This is a genomic window from Granulicatella balaenopterae, assembly GCF_900111135.1.
GTDB classification, from domain to species: Bacteria; Bacillota; Bacilli; order Lactobacillales; family Aerococcaceae; genus Granulicatella; species Granulicatella balaenopterae.
This window is the reverse complement of sequence record NZ_FOGF01000002.1, coordinates 53,488-72,315: the sequence shown is the minus strand read 5'-3', so window position 1 is coordinate 72,315 and position 18,828 is coordinate 53,488. Positions and strand designations below refer to the sequence as shown.

The following is an 18,828-nucleotide window of genomic DNA, read 5'->3' as shown; positions in this document are numbered from 1 at the left end:
TTATCAATTTGGCTCCAATGGTATAATAAGTGTGACAAATATAGTAGAAATTAGAGAGGTGGGGATGAGATGCACCGTATTTTTGTAGTGGAAGATGATCCAGTTATTAGCCAAGCAGTCGAAAAAGCTCTCGTAAAATGGGGTTACCAAGTTGGTTTGGTCAAGGATTTTTCAGCTGTTTACCAACAATTTATTGAGGAAAAGCCCCAATTAGTGATTATGGATATTACTTTGCCGTATTTTAATGGTTTTTATTGGTGCCAAGAGATTCGTAAAACCTCGAATGTGCCGATTTTATTTTTGTCATCGCATGATACGTCAACAGATGTGGTGATGTCGATTAATATGGGGGCTGACGATTATATAATGAAGCCTTTTGATATGACGGTATTAGTGGCGAAGGTTCAAGCTTTATTGCGTCGTTCGTATCAATTTGTCACGGTGAAGGATTGGTTAGATTACGAAGGGTTGACCTTGCATTTGGGTGATGCCACGCTTAGTTTTGAGGGTGATTTGATTGATCTAACGAAGAATGAATTTTTGATTATGAAGGTCTTATTTGAACAAGCCGGGAAATATGTGAGCCGCACCGAGTTGATGCAGGAATTATGGAATAGTGAGTGGTTCATTGATGATAATACTCTATCGGTGAATGTCGCTCGTTTGCGCAAAAAATTAGAAGACCATGGCATTAAAGATATGATTGCCACCAAAAAAGGTCTCGGATATGGATTGGTACCACATGACTAAACGAATTTATTTAAAAGATTGGCTTATTAGTCGCCTTTTTATCCTGTGGGGGTTAGTGCTTGTTTTAGGATTTTTCCTACTATATATAATGGTATTTTCGCATGTAAGTGCTGATTTATGGTATTTCTTCTTATTATTTAGCTTTTTTGAAGGAGTGTTTTTATTGCTAGATTATGTACGCTTCAGTCGCCACTATCAAAAAATGACTAACTTTACGAATGCGAATGTTGAAAGCTTGGAATATTTATTGGAGGAGCTCGCTTTAACGCCCAGTGAAAAATCCCTTTCCCAGCAATTAGTGGAAATCCAGCAAGAAAAACGTCTCTTAGAAGAACAACAACAGCAAAATAGGCAAGAATTAATGGATTATTATACATTGTGGGTGCACCAGATCAAGACCTCGATTGCAGCTAGTGATTTATTAATTAATGAGTTACCAAGCATTCCGCAAAAGATTCAGCTCCAGCAAGAACAAGTCATGATTAAGGGGTATACCGATTTTGTCCTACATTATTTGCGTATGGAGACTTTTCACAGAGATTTGGTCTTGGAAAGAGAAGAATTGAATGATTTAGTTAAAGCCAGCGTCAAAAAGTATGCGCCGTTTTTCATTTATAAGCATTTAGAACTTGATTTACAAGATTGCCAGTATCAAGTGATTACCGATAAGAAATGGTTTGCGGTGATTTTGGAACAAGTCTTATCGAATGCGGTTAAGTATACGGCTGAAGGTGGGCGGATTGCGATTTATTTGAGGGGTGACTATTTATGCATAGAAGATACCGGGATTGGAATTAGTGAGGCGGATCAGTCGCGGATTTTTGAGCGCGGATTTAGTGGTAAAAATGGTCGGATGAATTATTACTCAAGTGGTTTAGGTCTATATCTAGCCAAACAAATTGCCGATAAATTAGGTATCACCTTAACTGTTGATTCAATAAAAAAACAAGGAACTACTATCAAAATTAGCTTAAAACAACAAGAATTTATGATGCATTAACCAGATAATAGCAAGTAACGAACTTCTTTAGTCAATGAAAAGCTAAAGAAGTTTTCATTTTGTGAAAGTTAAATGGAAAATGAATGTAAATGATTGACAAAAACCGCTTAGTGTCCTATCGTAAGAATGATTGAATTTGCGTTATAGCATAGTTCAAGATTAAAATTTAGGAGGAACATACAGGATTTATGAAAATTTTGTTATCAATAGGAATGATTGTAATTATGTTAATTACTTTATATTTTCTATCAAAAAGGTATGATTTAACCAAGGAACAGAAATTTATTTTTGGGATTTTAGTAATGTTTTGGCTATCGCTTGCGGTGATTCGTTCGTATCGTAAAGTATATGCGATTTCGCCAATTGAAGAAGGGGGACTGGGACTGACGGCAATGTATGCGGCTCAAGTAGCTTCTGGGTATGGCTTAATGAGTTTCTTTGCGAGATTCCCATTATTTATTGTTAGTGAGGCGTGGAAAAAGCGTAAAGTATTTATTCAATTTGCTTTAGTTGCCTTTGCGACGACATCGATTATTTTATTTTTCGAAAAGAGTTTTACTATTTTGTATATTTCAGCGCTAATGATGGGCTTATGTGCGACGATGCTGGCAATGTTTAATGTTATTTTCTCGGAAACATTTTCAAAAGAGAAAGCAGCAATTTCAGTATCGATATTATCCATTGCACCATTAATGGCCGAGTTTTGTGCTGCGCCAATTCAATATATATTTACTTATGGTTCGTATAAACATTATGACTATATGTGGATGTTTTCAGCAATTATAGCGATTATTACCTTTATTTTAACTTTAAAAATGAAGGATTATGTACCAAAAGAGACCACTTCATTATCATTTGGTAAGATGAAGAAGATTTTGACGCATAAGAGCTTTATGGGAATTTGTATGTTGGCCTTTTTAGTGTCATTTACTAAGTTTTCAACAAGTGGAGCGAATATGGTAGCTTATGCGAAAATTCATTTAGGGATGAAACCAATTATGCTTGCCTATTTAGATATGATTTTTGCTTTACCGCAATTAATTGGTGGGATTTTAGTAGGGATTTACTTTAAACCAAAATGGGGTATTCGTAAGACTTTATCGGTAGCTAGTTTAATTGCTTGTACATTCTTTGTCTTAACAATGACTTTTACGAATCCATATATCTTCTTCTTTAGTTATACATTGAATGGTTTTGCGTATGGGTTAATGTATAATTTACTAATCGGTTTAGCACTGCAATATTTTGATAAAGAATACCGTAACTTAAGTATGGGTGTCTTCCAAACATTCTTTGCGGCTGGAATCTTTTTAGGGGATTATATTTATGTCTTTATTACTCAATTTATTACAGCTTCATTCTTAACCGTTTCAAAAGCGAAAGTAGTCTTTTTAATGGCGATGTGTTTAAGCTTAATTTGCTTTACAGTTGCGCAGTTCTTAAAAGAAGATACTGAAATTGCCAAAGTTTAATTTAAATCAAATTAAAAACTCTCGACAGTTCCAAACAATCTGTGTTGGCTATCGAGAGTTTATTTTTTATAGAATTTTAATCCCTTTTTCTTGGCATTTTGTTAGAGTGTTGTTATCCCAAAGAGAAGCTTGTACTTCACCGATATGGCATTTACGTAGGAATAAGAGACAAATACGTGATTGCCCAATTCCGCCGCCAATTGAATAAGGTAGCGTATTATGTAAGACGGCTTGGTGATATGGCAATTCTAAACGGTCAGTAGCATTAGCTTTTTCTAATTGTTCTTGTAAAGCTTTGGCATCAACACGAATTCCCATTGATGAAATTTCTAAAACATCATCTAAGACACGATTATAGACTAAAATATCTCCATTCATTGACCAATCATCATAGTCAGGTGCACGATTATCGTGAGGTTTTCCGCTTGCTAAGGCATCACCAATTCGAGTTAAGCAGACAGCTCCATATGTTTTCACGATATTACGTTCACGTTCTTTATCTGTTAAATCAGGATATAAATTCTCTAAATCTTGTGAATCAATAAAAGTGATTTTTTCTGGCAAAATAGATTCTCCTAATTGAGGATAATTACGAATCATCGTGAATTCAATATCCAATAAGACTTGGTAAATCTTTTTAACGGTTTGTTGGAAGAATTCCATGGTGCGGTCTTCTTCTGAGATGGCTAGTTCCCAATCCCATTGATCGACATACATTGAGTGAATATTATCTAATTCTTCATCACGACGAATAGCGTTCATATCGGTATATAAGCCGGTTTTTGTAGCAAAGTTATAACGATATAAAGCATCTCGTTTCCATTTGGCAAGGGAGTGAATAATTTCAATATCATCATTTTCATTTAATTCATAGCTATTAAATGATACGGGACGTTCTGTACCACTTAAATTATCATTTAAACCAGTATTTTTTAATAAGAATAAAGGCGCTGAAACACGAGTTAATCGTAATTGTTCAGCTAATCTGCGTTCAAAAGTATCTTTAATCATTTTGATAGCTACTTCAGTATCGATTAAATCAAGCACTGATTGGTAGTTATCAGGAATTTTTATTTTGCTCATATAGGCAACCTCCAATAGTATAGTTGAATATACTATAAAGATAATGAAAGGAAATTGCAATATAAAAGAGATTTCGATAACGTTTCCATATTGTTGCAAAGCAAATTTTTTGTAGAATAATGAAAAAATGATTAAAATAGTGTATAATAGAACGATATCGAAAGATAAAATATTATTTTATTGGGGGGTATTTATGCAAATATTAGCAATAATATATAAGTATTTGATGCTATTAAGTGAATATTTATGGTCTTATGTAGGAATTGTGTTGCTGCTAGGAGCAGGGATATATTTTACCATTAAAACAGGATTTGTTCAGTTTAGGTATTTCTTTGAACAATTTAGATTATTAGTAGATAAAGAGAATTTTGATGAAGCACAAAAATCTGGTGGGATTTCTTCTTTTGGAGCATTCTGTATTTCAACAGCTTCAAGAGTTGGAACAGGGAATATTGCTGGAATTGCTTTGGCAGTTGCTGGCGGAGGTCCTGGAGCAATCTTTTGGATGTGGATTATCGCCATTATAGGTTCAGCATCTGCATTTATTGAAGCAACTTTAGCACAAATATTTAAAGTCAAAAATGGCCATGCAACTAAGGGTGGACCAGCTTATTATATGGAACAAGGATTGAATGCACGTTGGCTAGGCATTAGTTTTGCAGTATTAATTACGATTACCTATGCATTTGTGTTTAATGCGGTGCAAGCCAATACCATGTCATTAATTTTAGATAAATCATTTTCATTAACGCCTTGGGTAACAGGAGGAATTGTTGCGATAATTACTTCAGTGGTTATTTTTGGTGGAGTCCAAAGAATTACTAAAGTATCAGAAGTGATTGTTCCTATTTTTGCGGTATTATATATTTTAGTAGCCTTAGTAATCGTTGGTATGCATATTACTGAAGTTCCAAGTGTTATTCATTCTATTTTTGTTGGGGCGTTTGATCCACAACAATTTGTAGCTGGTTCAGGTGCTGGGATTATGGTAACGATTATGACCGGTGCCAAACGAGGAATGTTTTCAAATGAAGCAGGTATGGGTTCGGCTCCGAATGCTTCAGCCACAGCCGATGTGAATCATCCAGTAGCACAAGGCTTAATTCAATCATTAGGAGTATTCACGGATACTATTGTAATTTGTACAGCAACGGCCTTAATGATTTTATTATATAATGGTTATGCAACTAGTTCAAATGAAGGTATTTTATTGACTCAAGAAGCCTTAAGTAGTTATTTTGGTTCAACCTTTGGAACATTCTTTTTATCTATTTGTATTGTGTTATTTGCTTTCTCATCAATTTTAGGGAATTACTATTATGGTGAGTCCAATATCCAATTTATTTTAGAGAATCGTCCAAATGCTGAGAAGAAGGCATTAAAATGGTTACGTATTTGTGTAACGCTTTGTGTTTTTATTGGCTCATTTATTCAAATGCAAGTGATTTGGGATTTAGCAGATTTATTTATGGTATTTATGACAATTGAAAACCTAATTGCGATATTACTATTAGGAAAATTTGCTTTTAAAGCTCTAGAAGATTATCGTCAACAAAAAGATGGTGGGATTACAAAACCGCAATTTTATCAAGACACCATTCCTGAATTAAAAGATATTATCCAAGAATGGCCAGAAAACAAATAATGTAAAAGGATGCAGCGATTAGTTGCATCTTTTTTTTACGGAAAAAATTAGTATAATAGAAAATATTGCGCTAAAATGCAAATAAATATTTTTTAAAAGGAGAAAATGATGAAAAATCAATTAAAAATAATGCTTTCAGTTACGGAAGATAAAGCAAGTAATGAAGAAATAAAAACACGTATCTTTACTGGCGGACAAGTAACGGGGACTAATTTATCAGTTTTGTTATTGGCGATGTTGATTGCTTCAGTGGGATTGAATGTGGATTCGACTCCTGTTGTGATTGGGGCTATGTTAATTAGTCCGTTAATGGGGAGTTTATTAGCTTTAGCATATTCAACGGTTACTGGAGATATTCAACGGTTTAGTAATTTTTTTACAGGTTTACTGTTTCAAGTGGGATTGAGTATTTTAGTTTCAGCGCTTTATTTTTATATCTCACCCTTGAAGACAGTCACCAATGAATTGTCAGCTAGAGTTAGTCCAACATTTTATGATGTGATTATTGCATTTTGCGGAGGGTTGGCTGGAATTATTGGTTCGACACGCAAAGAGAAAGCTAATAATATTGTCCCTGGTGTGGCGATTGCTACTGCTTTGATGCCACCTTTATGTACAATGGGGTTTGCAATTGCGAATGGTCATCGGCGTATGTTTTTGGCATCAGGATATTTATTTTTAGTGAATGCTTACTTTATTTATTTATCGGCAAGTTTAGTGCTGAATTTATATCAATTACCTAAATCAAAAGAGTTAAGTGTGGAAGAAGTTAAAGCAATTAAATTCATGATGATACGAAATACGATTATTATATTAATTCCAAGTTTAATTTTTGGTTATCGTATGATTGTTGGTTAATGAAAAGTATGAAAATATAATAATGAAAATAGCGCTAGTAACGAAAATGATTGAAATTCGTTGTTAGCGTTTTCTGTTACGGGTAACAGAATTTGAAATGAGCGCTATATAGCTTTTAACCTCATATAAATTACGTTAAAATATAGTAGAAAGATTAATAGATTAGTAAAAGGAGAGAAAAAAAAGAAATGTTAGACTTACAAAAATTTGTAACAACTAAATACGGTAAGCCAATCCAAGAATGTAGTAATGAAGAATTATATTTTGCTTTATTAGCATTAACCAAAGAAACTAGCTCTGAAAAACCAATTAATAATACTAAGAAAAAAGTATATTATATTTCAGCTGAATTTTTAATTGGGAAATTATTATCTAATAACTTAATTAATTTAGGTTTATATGATGTGGTTAAAAGACAATTAGCAGCAGCTGGTAAAGATTTAATTGAGATTGAAGAATTAGAAATGGAACCATCACTTGGGAATGGTGGTTTGGGGCGTTTAGCAGCTTGTTTTGTTGATTCAATTGCCACATTAGGTTTGAATGGGGACGGTATTGGCTTGAATTATCATTATGGTTTATTTAAGCAAGTATTTAAAGATAATCAACAATTCGCTGAGCCTAATGAATGGATTACTCCTGAGAGTTGGTTAATTCATTCACCGATTTCATACCAAGTACCGTTTGCTGATTTTACATTAACGTCAGAATTGTATGATATTGATGTACCAGGTTACCAGCAAGATACTAAAAATCGTTTGCGTTTATTCGATTTAGCAAGTGTTGATGGAGCAGCAATTAAGGATGGAATTAATTTTGATAAGACGGATATCATGAAGAACTTAACTTTATTCTTATATCCAGATGATTCTGATCGTCAAGGTGAATTATTACGTATTTTCCAACAATACTTTATGGTTAGTAATGCAGCCCAATTAATCATTGATGAAGCCGTTGCTAAGGGAAGTTATTTACATGATTTAGCTGATTATGCTGTGATTCAAATTAACGATACGCATCCATCAATGGTTATTCCAGAAATGATTCGTTTATTAACAGAGCGTGGTATTCAGTTTGATGAAGCAGTAACCATTGTCCGATCAATGACAGCTTATACAAATCATACAATTTTAGCTGAAGCCCTAGAAAAATGGCCAATCGACTTATTAGAAGATGCAGTACCACACTTAATTCCAATTATTGAAGAATTAGATAAACGCATTAAAGCTAAATTTGATAATCCAGCAGTCCAAATTATTGATGAATCAGGTCGTGTTCACATGGCGCATATGGATATTCATTACGGATTCTCAGTTAATGGGGTAGCAGCTTTACATACTGAGATCTTAAAATCATCAGAATTACGTGACTTCTATGATATTTATCCTGAAAAATTCAACAATAAAACAAATGGGATTACTTTCCGTCGTTGGTTAATGCATATTAATCCACGTCTAGCGCATGAATTAGATGATTTAATTGGGGAAGACTACCATTATGATGCAATGCAATTAGAAAAATTATTAAGCTATCAAGATGACCGTGCAGTAAAGATCGTCTTAGAAGCGATTAAAGATCATAATAAACGTAAATTAAAGAGCTTTATCTTAAAAAATCAAGGTGTAGAAATTAATCCAGAATCTATTTTTGATGTTCAAATCAAACGTATCCACGAATACAAACGTCAACAAATGAATGCTTTATACGTCATTTATAAATATTTAGATATTAAAGCTGGGAATATTCCAGAGCGCCCAATTACAGTCTTCTTTGGTGGTAAAGCAGCACCGGCTTATACGATTGCACAAGATGTGATTCATTTAATTTTATGTTTGTCAGAAGTAATTGCCAATGATCCGGAAGTTAGTCCGTACTTACAAGTTGTCATGGTAGAAAACTATAATGTTACAGCAGCAAGTTTCTTAATTCCAGCAGCTGATATTTCAGAACAAATTTCATTAGCCTCTAAAGAAGCATCAGGAACAGGTAATATGAAATTTATGTTAAATGGTGCATTAACATTAGGAACGGATGATGGAGCGAACGTTGAAATCCATGAATTAGTAGGCGACGATAATATTTACATTTTTGGTAAAGATAGTCAAACAGTTATTGATTTATACAAAAATAATGAATATGTGGCTAAAGATTACTATCAAATGGCTAATATTAAGCCGCTAGTTGATTTTATTGTATCAGATGATATGATATCAGTCGGAAACAAAGAACGCTTAGAACGCCTATATAATGAGCTAATTAATAAAGACTGGTTTATGACTTTATTAGATTTAAGTGACTATATAGCAGTTAAAGAGAAAATGTTAGCAGATTATGAAAATCGTGATGAATGGTTAACAAAAGTAATTGTTAATATTAGTAAAGCAGGATTCTTCTCATCTGATCGAACAATCGCACAATACAATAAAGATATTTGGAAATTAAATTAATACCATAACTTTAGAGAATAGATAATGAGTTTTTTTAGTGAACAAAAAATATTCTCTAAAGTTTCTTTTTTTGACTTTATTAATATTTGATGAGTATCAGTTAAAAAAGAAATAAAAAGTAACTAAAAAAATGATAATTATCTGAAAAAAATACAAAATATTAAAAACCAGAAAAACCTTACATGAATTAGATAGGAATAAAGTGACAAAAAGACGTCATAAATTATGTGTTTTGTGTAAAAAATCACGTTTTTTGACATAAAGCGCTTTACAGTATATAATTTACCTAGATGCACGTGTAAAAAATATATTATATGAGGTGAAGAATCATGGAAGATTCCGATACTGGGAAGTTTTCGATAGGGAAAATTTTGAAGTTTGTTATCCCTTCAATTATAGGAATATTACTATTAATGACTCCATTTAAAGATGGAAGTGGAAGTACAACAGTTGCGGTATCCGTAATGGCAAAATTCATTAATCAAGCCATCAATGCCGTTGTGCCAATCCATTATGTGATTATAGTAATGATTGTTGTATCATGCACAATATCGTTAGTTTATCGATTATTTGAACCTGAATTTATGAGAAAGAATAGCTTATTAAAAGAAATTGGGGATGTATCCACTTTCTGGTTAGTTATTCGGATGTTAGGTTTATTATTTGCAGTTATGACAGCTTTACAAATAGGACCAGAGATAGTTTGGGCAGATAGTGCTGGGGGATTGATTTTATATGATTTAATTGGTGGATTATTTTCAATTTTCTTAGTAGCAGGTTTTGTTTTACCGTTTCTAACTGAATTTGGACTATTAGAGTATATTGGCGTATTTTTAACGAAAGTGATGCGACCATTATTTAATTTACCTGGACGTTCTGCGGTAGACTGTGTAGCGTCATGGATTGGAGATGGTACAATAGGTGTAACCTTAACGAATTTACAATATATTGAAGGTTATTATACTGCTCGAGAAGCAGCCACTATTGCTACGAATTTTTCAGCAGTATCCATTACATTTTGCTTAGTTGTACTAGGGAATGTTGATCTATTAGATTATTTTGGGGCATTCTATTTAACGATTGCTGTGGCGGGTATTATTGCTGCATTGATTATTCCGCGAATTCCACCTTTATCTAAGAAAAGTAATGTGTGTGCTATTGATAATAACGAAGAAAATGTAGAAGTCATTCCAAAGGGGTATACAAGAAGACAATGGGCATTAACCTTAGCAACTGAAAAAGCTGAGAAAAATATGGACATTAAAAACTTCATGCAAAGTGGCGTTGAAATGGTATTAGGATTATGGCTAGGAGTTATTCCTGTCATTATGTGTGTAGGGACACTTGCATTAATGTTATCTGAACATACACCGATTTTTACTTACTTAGGGATGCCATTTGTTCCATTATTAGAATTATTACAAGTTCCTGATGCAATAGCAGCAAGTCAGACAATGGTAGTAGGATTTGCCGATATGGTAGTTCCATCTATTTTAGCAGCTGAGATTCCTTCTACTATGACACGTTTTATTGTTGCAGCTCTATCAGTGTCACAATTAATTTATTTATCTGAGACAGGTGCGGTTATTTTAGGTTCTAAATTACCGGTCAATATTGTTGAGTTATTTATCATCTTTATTGAAAGAACCATTATTGTTTTACCAGTCATCACAATTATGGCACATCTATTCTTTTAAAATATAAATAATATTAAGCACTCTTTAAGTTTTGTTTTAGACTTAAGGAGTGTTTTTTTGTATAAAAAATAAATGATGTTAGTTAAGAATTCCCTCACTAACACCATTTATTCTAGAACTTAAATCTTATTTACGTTTTCTTTCGACAGGGACCATAATTTCAGTGACAAACTCATCAGGATTAGTTGTTGTCCAATAATCAATCACAAAACGCTCAATACAGCGAGGGCCACAATGATAATTATTTTTTTTAGCCCAATCAAGTATTTTTTGATAGGATTGCTTGATATTTTTATGATCTCCACGATGATATAAAGTTGCCACTAATTCTCTACTAGTATGCATTTCTAAAACAGAATTATTTTCACTACTGACCTTTTTTTGCATAATTTTCACGGTATTTGCTGTTTCATTGATTCGCTCTGTCATTGAATCGAACTCTAATATAACAGGACCAGTAATTTCACAGTGATTATCTTCTAAAAAGTTAACCCAAGGGATATTGATAGTAGAACTAGAATAATCATATGAAAAATCTTGCTCCATAAAGCAATATACTTCAGGAGGTAAATATTTAATACTAACTTCATTAACATCAGCAGTTAACACAAAACGAGCTTCTTGAATTAAATCATACCAATCGGAAACAGCGGTTAATTGTTCATTTAACCGTTCAATCTGTTCTTGTAATTCAGTCATTTTATTAATAAAGCTATGTTCGTGAATATAGGTAGAATTACGAGATAAGCCTTCATAAATTTCGTCTAGCTTAAATCCCATCTGCTTATAATATTTAATAATAGGTAATTTTAAAACATTTTCCAGTGAATAATAGCGATACCCTGTTTGTTCCGAAACCTCATCAGGATGCAATAAACCAATCTTATCATAGTAACGCAAAGTCTTTCTTGAAATATTACACATCTTAGCAGCTTCACCTATAGTGTAGAGTTTCTTATTTTGATGTATATCAGTCAAAATCCTTCTCCTCCTTAAATGGTTAACACTTTAGTGCAAAAAAGCACAATCAAAAACACTGTTATTATCTGTTATAGTTGTTGAACTTGTGTCATATTTATCTTACAAAACTTATTGTATCATAATTCTAATAAGAATACATAGTTTAAATTCATTTTCTACAAAACCTTCCCCTTTAGGTTACGGATTTATTATAATTACATAGAGATTTAATTCGTAAAAAGTAACTTTAAAAATATAAAAATAGGAAATCTTCTTTTGTGATGGTTATAAAAAGCCTGGTCAATCATGTTTTATTTTATAATAAACTTACAACAGTTTACGTAAACTGTGTTAGGGATAAGTATAAAATAAGTGGCGTTCTCAATTAGATACTGTTATATATCACGATAACACGGCTTTTTATGTATGCGTTCTCAATTAGAAGGATGTGAAACAGTATGGAATTTATGTGAAAAATACAACAAAATAAAAAAACGCTTGCATTACTCCAATGGGTATCCTTTATAGTAAATAGGTGAAAGGGCCCTATCATTAATGGAATTATTAAATTATTAAGGAGGAAACAAGAATGAAATATGATGCATTAGGTATGATTGAAACAAAAGGTTTAGTAGGTTCGATTGAAGCAGCAGATGCAATGGTGAAAGCTGCAAATGTTACATTAATCGGCAAAGAGTTTGTTGGTGGTGGTTTAGTTACAGTTATGGTTCGTGGTGACGTAGGTGCTGTTAAAGCTGCTACTGATGCTGGAGCTGCGGCTGCACAACGTATTGGTGAATTAGTTTCTGTTCACGTTATTCCTCGTCCACATAGTGATGTAGAAACAATTTTACCTGCAAAAGAATAATTTTAAAAAAATTATAATTGAGGAGCGAACGCAATGGAAACGAATGTAGGAGCAAAAGGAAACAATAGAGCTTTAGCAGATAAAAAGATGGCTGCATTGAATAAAAAATTCCACAGACAAGGGGTAGTGAATGGCTTGCTATCAGGTTTTACCTTCGCACTTTATTCCACAATAGTTGCGATAGCAGCATCATACGAACCTTTAATCTCTGCAGCTGGTATTTTTGCCGCACCGTTTGTATGTTCAGGGTTAAATGACTTTTTCTCTGGATTATGGTTATTAATTTATAATATTAAATTAGGTAAAACAAAAGAATTAATGAGAACTTTAAAAACAAAATCAGGACAGATGTTAGTATTAGGTTTCTTAATTGGGGGACCTCTTGCTAATGGTGCTTATTTAATGGGTATTGCAATGGCTGGTGCTTATGCGATTCCAATTTCAGCTACATGTTCACTATTTGGTACATTATTTGCTTGGATTTTCTTTAAAGATCGTCCATCAAAACGTGTTATTTTAGGAATGATTTTATGTGTGGCTGGTGCCGGAATTATCGGATATGCAAAAGTTGATAATGCACCAAACTTTACATTGGGTATTATCTGTGCATTAATCGCATCAATGGGTTGGGGACTTGAAGGTATGTTCTCAAGCTTTGGTGGCTCAATGCTTGACTCTGATGTAACAGTAAACTTACGTCAATTAATTTCAGGATTAGTTATTTTAATCTTAGTTATTCCATTCTTAGGAGAAGTGAAATTATTAGTTGATACAATTGTTGCAGTTACTCCAGCATTATGGTTAGTAGTATCAGGTTTAGGTGCTGTATTTGGATACTTATTATGGTATAAAGCAAACTGTCAAGCAGGTGTTGCGGTTGGTATGTCATTAAACGTTACATATGCTTTCTGGGGTGTGCTATTAGGAGTATTATTCTTAGATCAACCATTAACAGTAAATATCGTAGTTGGATCAATTGTAATTGTATTAGGAGCTATTATTGTTACAACAAATCCACTTGATTTTTTCAAAAAAGGAGATGAAGCATAATGACTTTACCAGCTAGAACTGCCGTATTAAATGAAGTAGATAAAGCGGGAACATTAAGTGTAAACGAGGCAATGGAAATTTTAAAACCAATTTATGGTAATGAAGGTCAATTTAAAAAAGATTTGTTTGTTGAGCATTTTCTGTCATTACAAGCGAACGACTTAGTAGAATTAAGTAAATACGATTTGGATAGTAATCAAGATTTGGACTTATATTTTACAATCACTCCTGGTGGTCATGAAGTTGCTCAAAAGTATATTCCAGCTGAATATCGTCGTTAGTTTACTGAGGAGGAAAAAAATATGAGATATCATGGTGAGGAAGCTTTAGGATTAATTGAAACAATAGGTTTAGTGCCAGCATTAGAAGCAGCTGATAAAATGCTTAAAGCCGCAAATGTAGAACTAATTTCATATGAAAATATTGGCTCAACTTTAGTAACTGTAATGGTAAAAGGTGATGTAGCTGCCGTAAAGTCTGCAGTTGAAGCAGGCGCTTATGCAGCAGATGCCATTGGTACTTTAACAGCACAAAACGTTATGCCAAGACCTATTCCTGAAGTTGGAGATATTGTTTCAATTTATGATATAGATCTATAAGAAAAGGAGAGTACCAGTATGAAAACATATGAAGCAATAGGGGCAATTGAAACGTTTGGTATTGTATTTGTAATTGAAGCAGCTGATGCAATGTGTAAAGCGGCTGATGTAGATGTTGTTGGTTTTGAAAATGTGGCATCTGGTTATATTTCAGTCATTGTTAGAGGTGATGTTGGCGCATGTAGAACAGCGGTAGATGCAGGTGTAAAAGCTGTCGAAAATATGGGTGCTGAAGTATATAGCTCAGTAGTAATTGCAAGCCCGCACGTTGATTTACAAAAGATTATTGATCGTTATTCTCTAAAAACTTTATTACCTGAAGAAAACTAATGAAGGTTAATAGAAAGGAAGAGATTTAGTATGAGATACGTTGATCAAGATTTGCTGTCAATTCAAGAGGCTCGAGTTCTTATAGAAAAGTCAACGGATGCTCAAAATAGTTTAAATTATTATAGCCAAAAGCATATTGATGTAGTTTTAGAAAAAATAGTAAATGAAATGAAAAAATGTTATTCAGATTGGATTATACTAAATCATGAAGCAACGCAAATCGGTAAAATTAATGATGAAGTAGAATTAGCAAAAGAATTATTTCAATTTTTTGATATGTATCAAGATGATACTTACATTGGATCTTGTATTGATGAGGATACTAAGCAAGTGATGAAGCAAGGCGTTCCAGCCGGTGGGATTATTGCCATGATTCCTCCAGTAAATACAGTCTTGAATGTCATGTATGCAATATTTTGTGCTGTTAAAACAGGGAATACTATTACACTTATTCCACATCAACGCAATGTAAAAAATATTGGAGTGATTGTAAATAAGCTTAATGAAATAGCGCAAGACAATGGATTCCCTTCTAGTGCAATTTTATATATGCAAAATGTATCAGAAGAAGGTATCCAAGAATTAGTAACTTATTCTTCAAATCGAATCATCTTAAACATCGGCTGTACTTCATACATGAATGACATTTGTATGAAAAATAAAATTAGCTATTATGCATCAGTTGGACAAAGCCCAGTTTTTATTGAACAAACAGCAAATATTACTGAAACAGTAAAACAAATTGTTGAAAGTCGTTCTTATAATAACGGTATCCTACCTAGTGCAGAACAATTTGTAGTAGTGGAAGAATGCATTGTTAATAAAGTAAAAGAAGAACTTAAAAATAATGGTGCTTACTTCATGACTTCGGATGAAGAAAAAAAATTAATGGATTATATTCAACCAGAAAACAATTTTAATGAAATTGGATATATGGGTAAATCACCAGAAGATTTAGCAAATAGTGCAGGATTTAAAGTTCCAAAAGATACTAAAGTTTTAGTATCATCACAAAAATATATTTATGATGAAAATGAATATGTGAATGAAATTTTTGCTCCAGTACTAATTGTTTATGAAGAACCAAACTGGTTAACTTCATGTCAAAAATGTATTGAATTATTAGAAAGTAATCGTCGTGGTCATACCTTAGCGATTCATTCTAATGATGCATTTGTCATTAAAGAATTTATTAGTAAAAAGCCTGTTGGACGAATTGTTGTTAATGCTCCAGCTAGTTTTGCAAGTTTAGGAATTCATTCAGAAATTACTAAATCATTCTTTGTTGGTGGTGGAACAACTGGATTTGGCACAATTATAAAGAATATAATACCAGAAGATTTCGTGTATTATCGTGAAGTTGGTTATGGAACTACTCCTACTGAAACTAAAACAGTAACTAGTAATGAAAACCAAAAGGATATTGATGAATTAAGTGAGGCTTTATTGAAGTTTTTAAATAAGCTCAATAAATAAAATAAATTTAAAATAAGAAAAGTGAGGGAACATTATGGATATGCAAGATTTTTCAAAGAAATTAATGGAAGCTACTAAAGAATTAACACCAGAAGAACGTGCTGCGTTAATGAAAATGTTTTCTTCTTTAAGTGATGAAGATGTAAAATCACCTACCGAAGACCCTAAAGTATCATTATCAACAGACGGACAAACAGATGTGCCGGATGGAATTACTCCACGTTTACGTGCATTAAAAGATAACTACTTAAAAGCTGTTCCAACAATTACAACTCACCGTGCGCGTGCAATCACTGAAATTGCAAAAGCAAATCCAGGTATGCCAAAAGCAATTTTACGTGCTAAAAGTTTCCGCCACTGCTGTGAAACAGCACCATTAGTTATTCAAGATAATGAATTAATCGTAGGTGCACCAAACGGAGCTCCTCGTGCGGGGGCATTCTCTCCAGATATTTCTTGGCGTTGGATGCGTGATGAAATGGAAACAATCCAAAATCGTCCACAAGACCCATTCTATGTATCTGAAGAAGATAAGAAATATATGAAAGAAGAATTATTCCCATTCTGGGAAGGTAAATCAGTTGATGAAACTTGTGAAGACCAATTCCGTGAAGCTGGAGTTTGGGAAATGTCAGGTGAATCATTTGTATCTGACTGTTCATACCACGCATTAAACGGTGGTGGGGACTCTAACCCAGGTTATGACGTTGTAACAATGAAAAAAGGTATGATTGATATTCAAAATGAAGCAAAAGCTCATTTAGAAGAATTAGATTATGCTAATCCAGAAGACTTCGATAAAATTTATTTCTATAAATCAGTTATTGATACTACTGAAGGTGTAATGATTTACGCTCGTCGTATGTCAGAATATGCTGCTGAATTAGCTGCTAAAGAAACTGATCCAAAACGTAAAGCAGAGTTAGAAAAAATTTCTTATGTTAATAGTCGTGTACCAGCTCATAAACCAGAAAGTTTCTGGGAAGCAATCCAAGCTGTATGGACAATTGAATCATTATTAGTAGTTGAAGAAAACCAAACAGGTATGTCAATCGGTCGTGTTGACCAATACATGTACCCATTCTTCAAAGCTGATATCGAATCAGGCCGTATGAATAAATTTGAAGCTTTTGAATTAGCTGGATGTATGTTAATTAAAATGTCAGAAATGATGTGGTTAACAAGTGAAGGTGCATCTAAATTCTTCGCTGGTTACCAACCATTCGTTAATATGTGTGTTGGTGGGGTAACTCGTCAAGGTGCTGATGCAACTAACGATTTAACTTACTTATTAATGGATGCTGTTCGTCACGTTAAAGTATACCAACCATCATTAGCATGTCGTATTCACAATAAATCACCTAAGAAATACATGAAGAAAATTGTTGACGTTGTAAGAGCTGGATTAGGATTCCCAGCATGTCACTTTGATGATACTCACATTAAGATGATGTTAGCTAAAGGTGTATCAATCGAAGATGCTCGTGACTACTGCTTAATGGGTTGTGTAGAACCTCAAAAAGCTGGTCGTTTATATCAATGGACTTCAACAGCTTATACTCAATGGCCAATTTGTATTGAATTAGCATTAAACCACGGTGTTCCATTATGGTATGGTAAACAAGTTACACCGGATCCTGGTGACTTATCACAATTCAAGACATTTGAACAATTTGAAGAAGCTGTTAAAGACCAAATTAAATGGGTTACTAAATGGACTTCAGTTGCAACTGTTATTACACAAAGAGTTCACCGTGATTTAGCTCCAAAACCATTAATGTCTATTATGTATGAAGGTTGTATGGAAAATGGACGTGGGGTTGAAGCTGGTGGTGCTATGTACAACTTCGGACCTGGTGTTGTTTGGTCAGGTTTAGCTACATATGCTGACTCAATGGCTGCAATTAAAAAATTAGTATATGATGATAAGAAATATACTTTAGAACAATTAAATGAAGCATTACAAGCAGACTTCAAAGGCTACGAAGAAATTCATGCAGACTGCTTACATGCTCCTAAATATGGTAATGATGATGACTTTGCAGATCACTTTGTAGCTGATCTTGTATACTTCACAGAAAAAGAACACCGTAAATATAAAACATTATATTCTGTATTAAGTCACGGAACATTATCAATTTCAAATAATACACCTTTAGGACAATTAACAGGTGCATCTGCTAATGGACGTTCAGCTTGGACTCCGCTATCTGATGGTATCAGTCCTACTCAAGGTGCTGACTTTAAAGGCCCTACAGCGATTATTAAATCAGTATCTAAGATGTCTAATGATTCAATGAACATTGGTATGGTACATAACTTCAAGATTATGTCTGGTTTATTAGATACTCAAGAAGGGGAAGAAAGTTTAATTACATTATTAAGAACTGCAAGTCACTTAGGTAATGGTGAAATGCAATTTAACTACTTAGATAATGATATCTTGAAAAATGCGCAAGAAAATCCAGATAAATATCGTGATTTAATTGTTCGTGTTGCTGGATATAGTGCATTCTTCGTAGAATTATGTAAAGACGTACAAGACGAAATCATTAGTCGTACAATGCTTACTAAATTCTAAAATTCAATTGTA

General features: G+C 33.3%; 16 protein-coding genes. 14 read left to right on the top strand and 2 right to left on the bottom strand.

Annotated features, from left to right (window positions below):
• Positions 1–69 precede the first annotated feature (69 nt).
• The 3 genes from BMX09_RS00840 (at position 70) to BMX09_RS00830 (ending at position 3,222) form a co-directional block, all read left to right on the top strand.
• Positions 70–750 (top strand): response regulator transcription factor, encoded by a 681-nt coding sequence (locus tag BMX09_RS00840; RefSeq protein WP_089745686.1) that lies wholly within the window; start codon positions 70–72, stop codon positions 748–750.
• 154 nt (positions 751–904) lie between these two features.
• On the top strand, positions 905–1,750 hold the full coding sequence (locus tag BMX09_RS00835; RefSeq protein WP_245711099.1) for a sensor histidine kinase: 846 nt from the start codon (positions 905–907) through the stop codon (positions 1,748–1,750).
• A 188-nt stretch (positions 1,751–1,938) separates the two neighbouring features.
• Positions 1,939–3,222: an MFS transporter gene (locus BMX09_RS00830; RefSeq protein WP_218138901.1), complete on the top strand. Its 1,284-nt coding sequence runs from the start codon at positions 1,939–1,941 to the stop codon at positions 3,220–3,222.
• A gap of 66 nt (positions 3,223–3,288) precedes the next feature.
• Here the strand turns inward: BMX09_RS00830 and asnA are convergent, their stop codons facing one another.
• Positions 3,289–4,305 (bottom strand): aspartate--ammonia ligase, encoded by a 1,017-nt coding sequence (gene asnA, locus BMX09_RS00825; RefSeq protein ID WP_089745683.1) that lies wholly within the window; start codon positions 4,303–4,305, stop codon positions 3,289–3,291.
• 193 nt (positions 4,306–4,498) lie between these two features.
• On the opposite strand from asnA, the gene BMX09_RS00820 reads away from it, so the two are divergent.
• From BMX09_RS00820 to BMX09_RS00805, 4 genes are all read left to right on the top strand, one after another.
• Positions 4,499–5,950 carry an alanine/glycine:cation symporter family protein gene (locus BMX09_RS00820; RefSeq protein ID WP_089745681.1) on the top strand — a complete coding sequence of 484 codons (1,452 nt, stop codon included), beginning with the start codon at positions 4,499–4,501 and terminating at the stop codon, positions 5,948–5,950.
• A 108-nt stretch (positions 5,951–6,058) separates the two neighbouring features.
• Positions 6,059–6,808 (top strand): DUF389 domain-containing protein, encoded by a 750-nt coding sequence (locus BMX09_RS00815; RefSeq protein WP_177159477.1) that lies wholly within the window; start codon positions 6,059–6,061, stop codon positions 6,806–6,808.
• A 188-nt stretch (positions 6,809–6,996) separates the two neighbouring features.
• A complete protein-coding gene (gene glgP, locus BMX09_RS00810; protein ID WP_089745676.1) occupies positions 6,997–9,255 on the top strand; it encodes a glycogen/starch/alpha-glucan family phosphorylase in 2,259 nt (752 codons plus the stop codon).
• Between the two features lie 329 nt (positions 9,256–9,584).
• Positions 9,585–10,952 (top strand): YjiH family protein, encoded by a 1,368-nt coding sequence (locus tag BMX09_RS00805; RefSeq protein ID WP_089745674.1) that lies wholly within the window; start codon positions 9,585–9,587, stop codon positions 10,950–10,952.
• Between the two features lie 126 nt (positions 10,953–11,078).
• On the opposite strand, the gene BMX09_RS00800 is transcribed toward BMX09_RS00805, so the two are convergent.
• On the bottom strand, positions 11,079–11,930 hold the full coding sequence (locus tag BMX09_RS00800; protein ID WP_089745672.1) for a MerR family transcriptional regulator: 852 nt from the start codon (positions 11,928–11,930) through the stop codon (positions 11,079–11,081).
• Positions 11,931–12,501: 571 nt separating this feature from the next.
• Here BMX09_RS00800 and eutM point away from each other — a divergent pair.
• The 7 genes from eutM to cutC are packed head-to-tail and all read left to right on the top strand — an operon-like array spanning position 12,502 to position 18,816.
• Positions 12,502–12,780, top strand: coding sequence for an ethanolamine utilization microcompartment protein EutM (gene eutM / locus BMX09_RS00795; RefSeq protein WP_089745670.1), 279 nt, complete (start codon positions 12,502–12,504; stop codon positions 12,778–12,780).
• Positions 12,781–12,813: 33 nt separating this feature from the next.
• Complete coding sequence (locus BMX09_RS00790) at positions 12,814–13,830, top strand: DMT family transporter (protein WP_089745668.1); 1,017 nt, start codon at positions 12,814–12,816, stop codon at positions 13,828–13,830.
• Positions 13,830–14,111 (top strand): hypothetical protein, encoded by a 282-nt coding sequence (locus tag BMX09_RS00785; protein WP_089745666.1) that lies wholly within the window; start codon positions 13,830–13,832, stop codon positions 14,109–14,111. The genes BMX09_RS00790 and BMX09_RS00785 overlap by 1 nt, the downstream gene beginning before the upstream one ends.
• A 21-nt stretch (positions 14,112–14,132) precedes the next feature.
• Entirely contained in the window at positions 14,133–14,429 is a 297-nt protein-coding gene (locus tag BMX09_RS00780) for a BMC domain-containing protein (RefSeq protein ID WP_089745665.1), read from the top strand.
• Positions 14,430–14,447: 18 nt separating this feature from the next.
• Positions 14,448–14,759: a BMC domain-containing protein gene (locus BMX09_RS00775; RefSeq protein ID WP_089745663.1), complete on the top strand. Its 312-nt coding sequence runs from the start codon at positions 14,448–14,450 to the stop codon at positions 14,757–14,759.
• Between the two features lie 30 nt (positions 14,760–14,789).
• Entirely contained in the window at positions 14,790–16,235 is a 1,446-nt protein-coding gene (locus BMX09_RS00770; protein ID WP_089745661.1) for an aldehyde dehydrogenase family protein, read from the top strand.
• 34 nt (positions 16,236–16,269) lie between these two features.
• The gene (gene cutC / locus BMX09_RS00765) at positions 16,270–18,816 is read left to right on the top strand and encodes a choline trimethylamine-lyase (protein ID WP_089745659.1); all 2,547 of its coding nucleotides are present in this window, start codon (positions 16,270–16,272) and stop codon (positions 18,814–18,816) included.
• Positions 18,817–18,828 lie beyond the last annotated feature (12 nt).

Excerpts from the sequence above, each read along its gene's own strand:
- BMX09_RS00840 (WP_089745686.1), top strand. The coding sequence starts at position 70 with ATGCACCGTATTTTTGTAGTGGAAGATGATCCAGTTATTAGCCAAGCA.
- BMX09_RS00830 (WP_218138901.1), top strand. The coding sequence starts at position 1,939 with ATGAAAATTTTGTTATCAATAGGAATGATTGTAATTATGTTAATTACT.
- asnA (WP_089745683.1), bottom strand. The coding sequence starts at position 4,305 with ATGAGCAAAATAAAAATTCCTGATAACTACCAATCAGTGCTTGATTTA.
- BMX09_RS00820 (WP_089745681.1), top strand. The coding sequence starts at position 4,499 with ATGCAAATATTAGCAATAATATATAAGTATTTGATGCTATTAAGTGAA.
- BMX09_RS00815 (WP_177159477.1), top strand. The coding sequence starts at position 6,059 with ATGAAAAATCAATTAAAAATAATGCTTTCAGTTACGGAAGATAAAGCA.
- glgP (WP_089745676.1), top strand. The coding sequence starts at position 6,997 with ATGTTAGACTTACAAAAATTTGTAACAACTAAATACGGTAAGCCAATC.
- BMX09_RS00805 (WP_089745674.1), top strand. The coding sequence starts at position 9,585 with ATGGAAGATTCCGATACTGGGAAGTTTTCGATAGGGAAAATTTTGAAG.
- eutM (WP_089745670.1), top strand. The coding sequence starts at position 12,502 with ATGAAATATGATGCATTAGGTATGATTGAAACAAAAGGTTTAGTAGGT.
- BMX09_RS00790 (WP_089745668.1), top strand. The coding sequence starts at position 12,814 with ATGGAAACGAATGTAGGAGCAAAAGGAAACAATAGAGCTTTAGCAGAT.
- BMX09_RS00785 (WP_089745666.1), top strand. The coding sequence starts at position 13,830 with ATGACTTTACCAGCTAGAACTGCCGTATTAAATGAAGTAGATAAAGCG.
- BMX09_RS00780 (WP_089745665.1), top strand. The coding sequence starts at position 14,133 with ATGAGATATCATGGTGAGGAAGCTTTAGGATTAATTGAAACAATAGGT.
- BMX09_RS00775 (WP_089745663.1), top strand. The coding sequence starts at position 14,448 with ATGAAAACATATGAAGCAATAGGGGCAATTGAAACGTTTGGTATTGTA.
- BMX09_RS00770 (WP_089745661.1), top strand. The coding sequence starts at position 14,790 with ATGAGATACGTTGATCAAGATTTGCTGTCAATTCAAGAGGCTCGAGTT.
- cutC (WP_089745659.1), top strand. The coding sequence starts at position 16,270 with ATGGATATGCAAGATTTTTCAAAGAAATTAATGGAAGCTACTAAAGAA.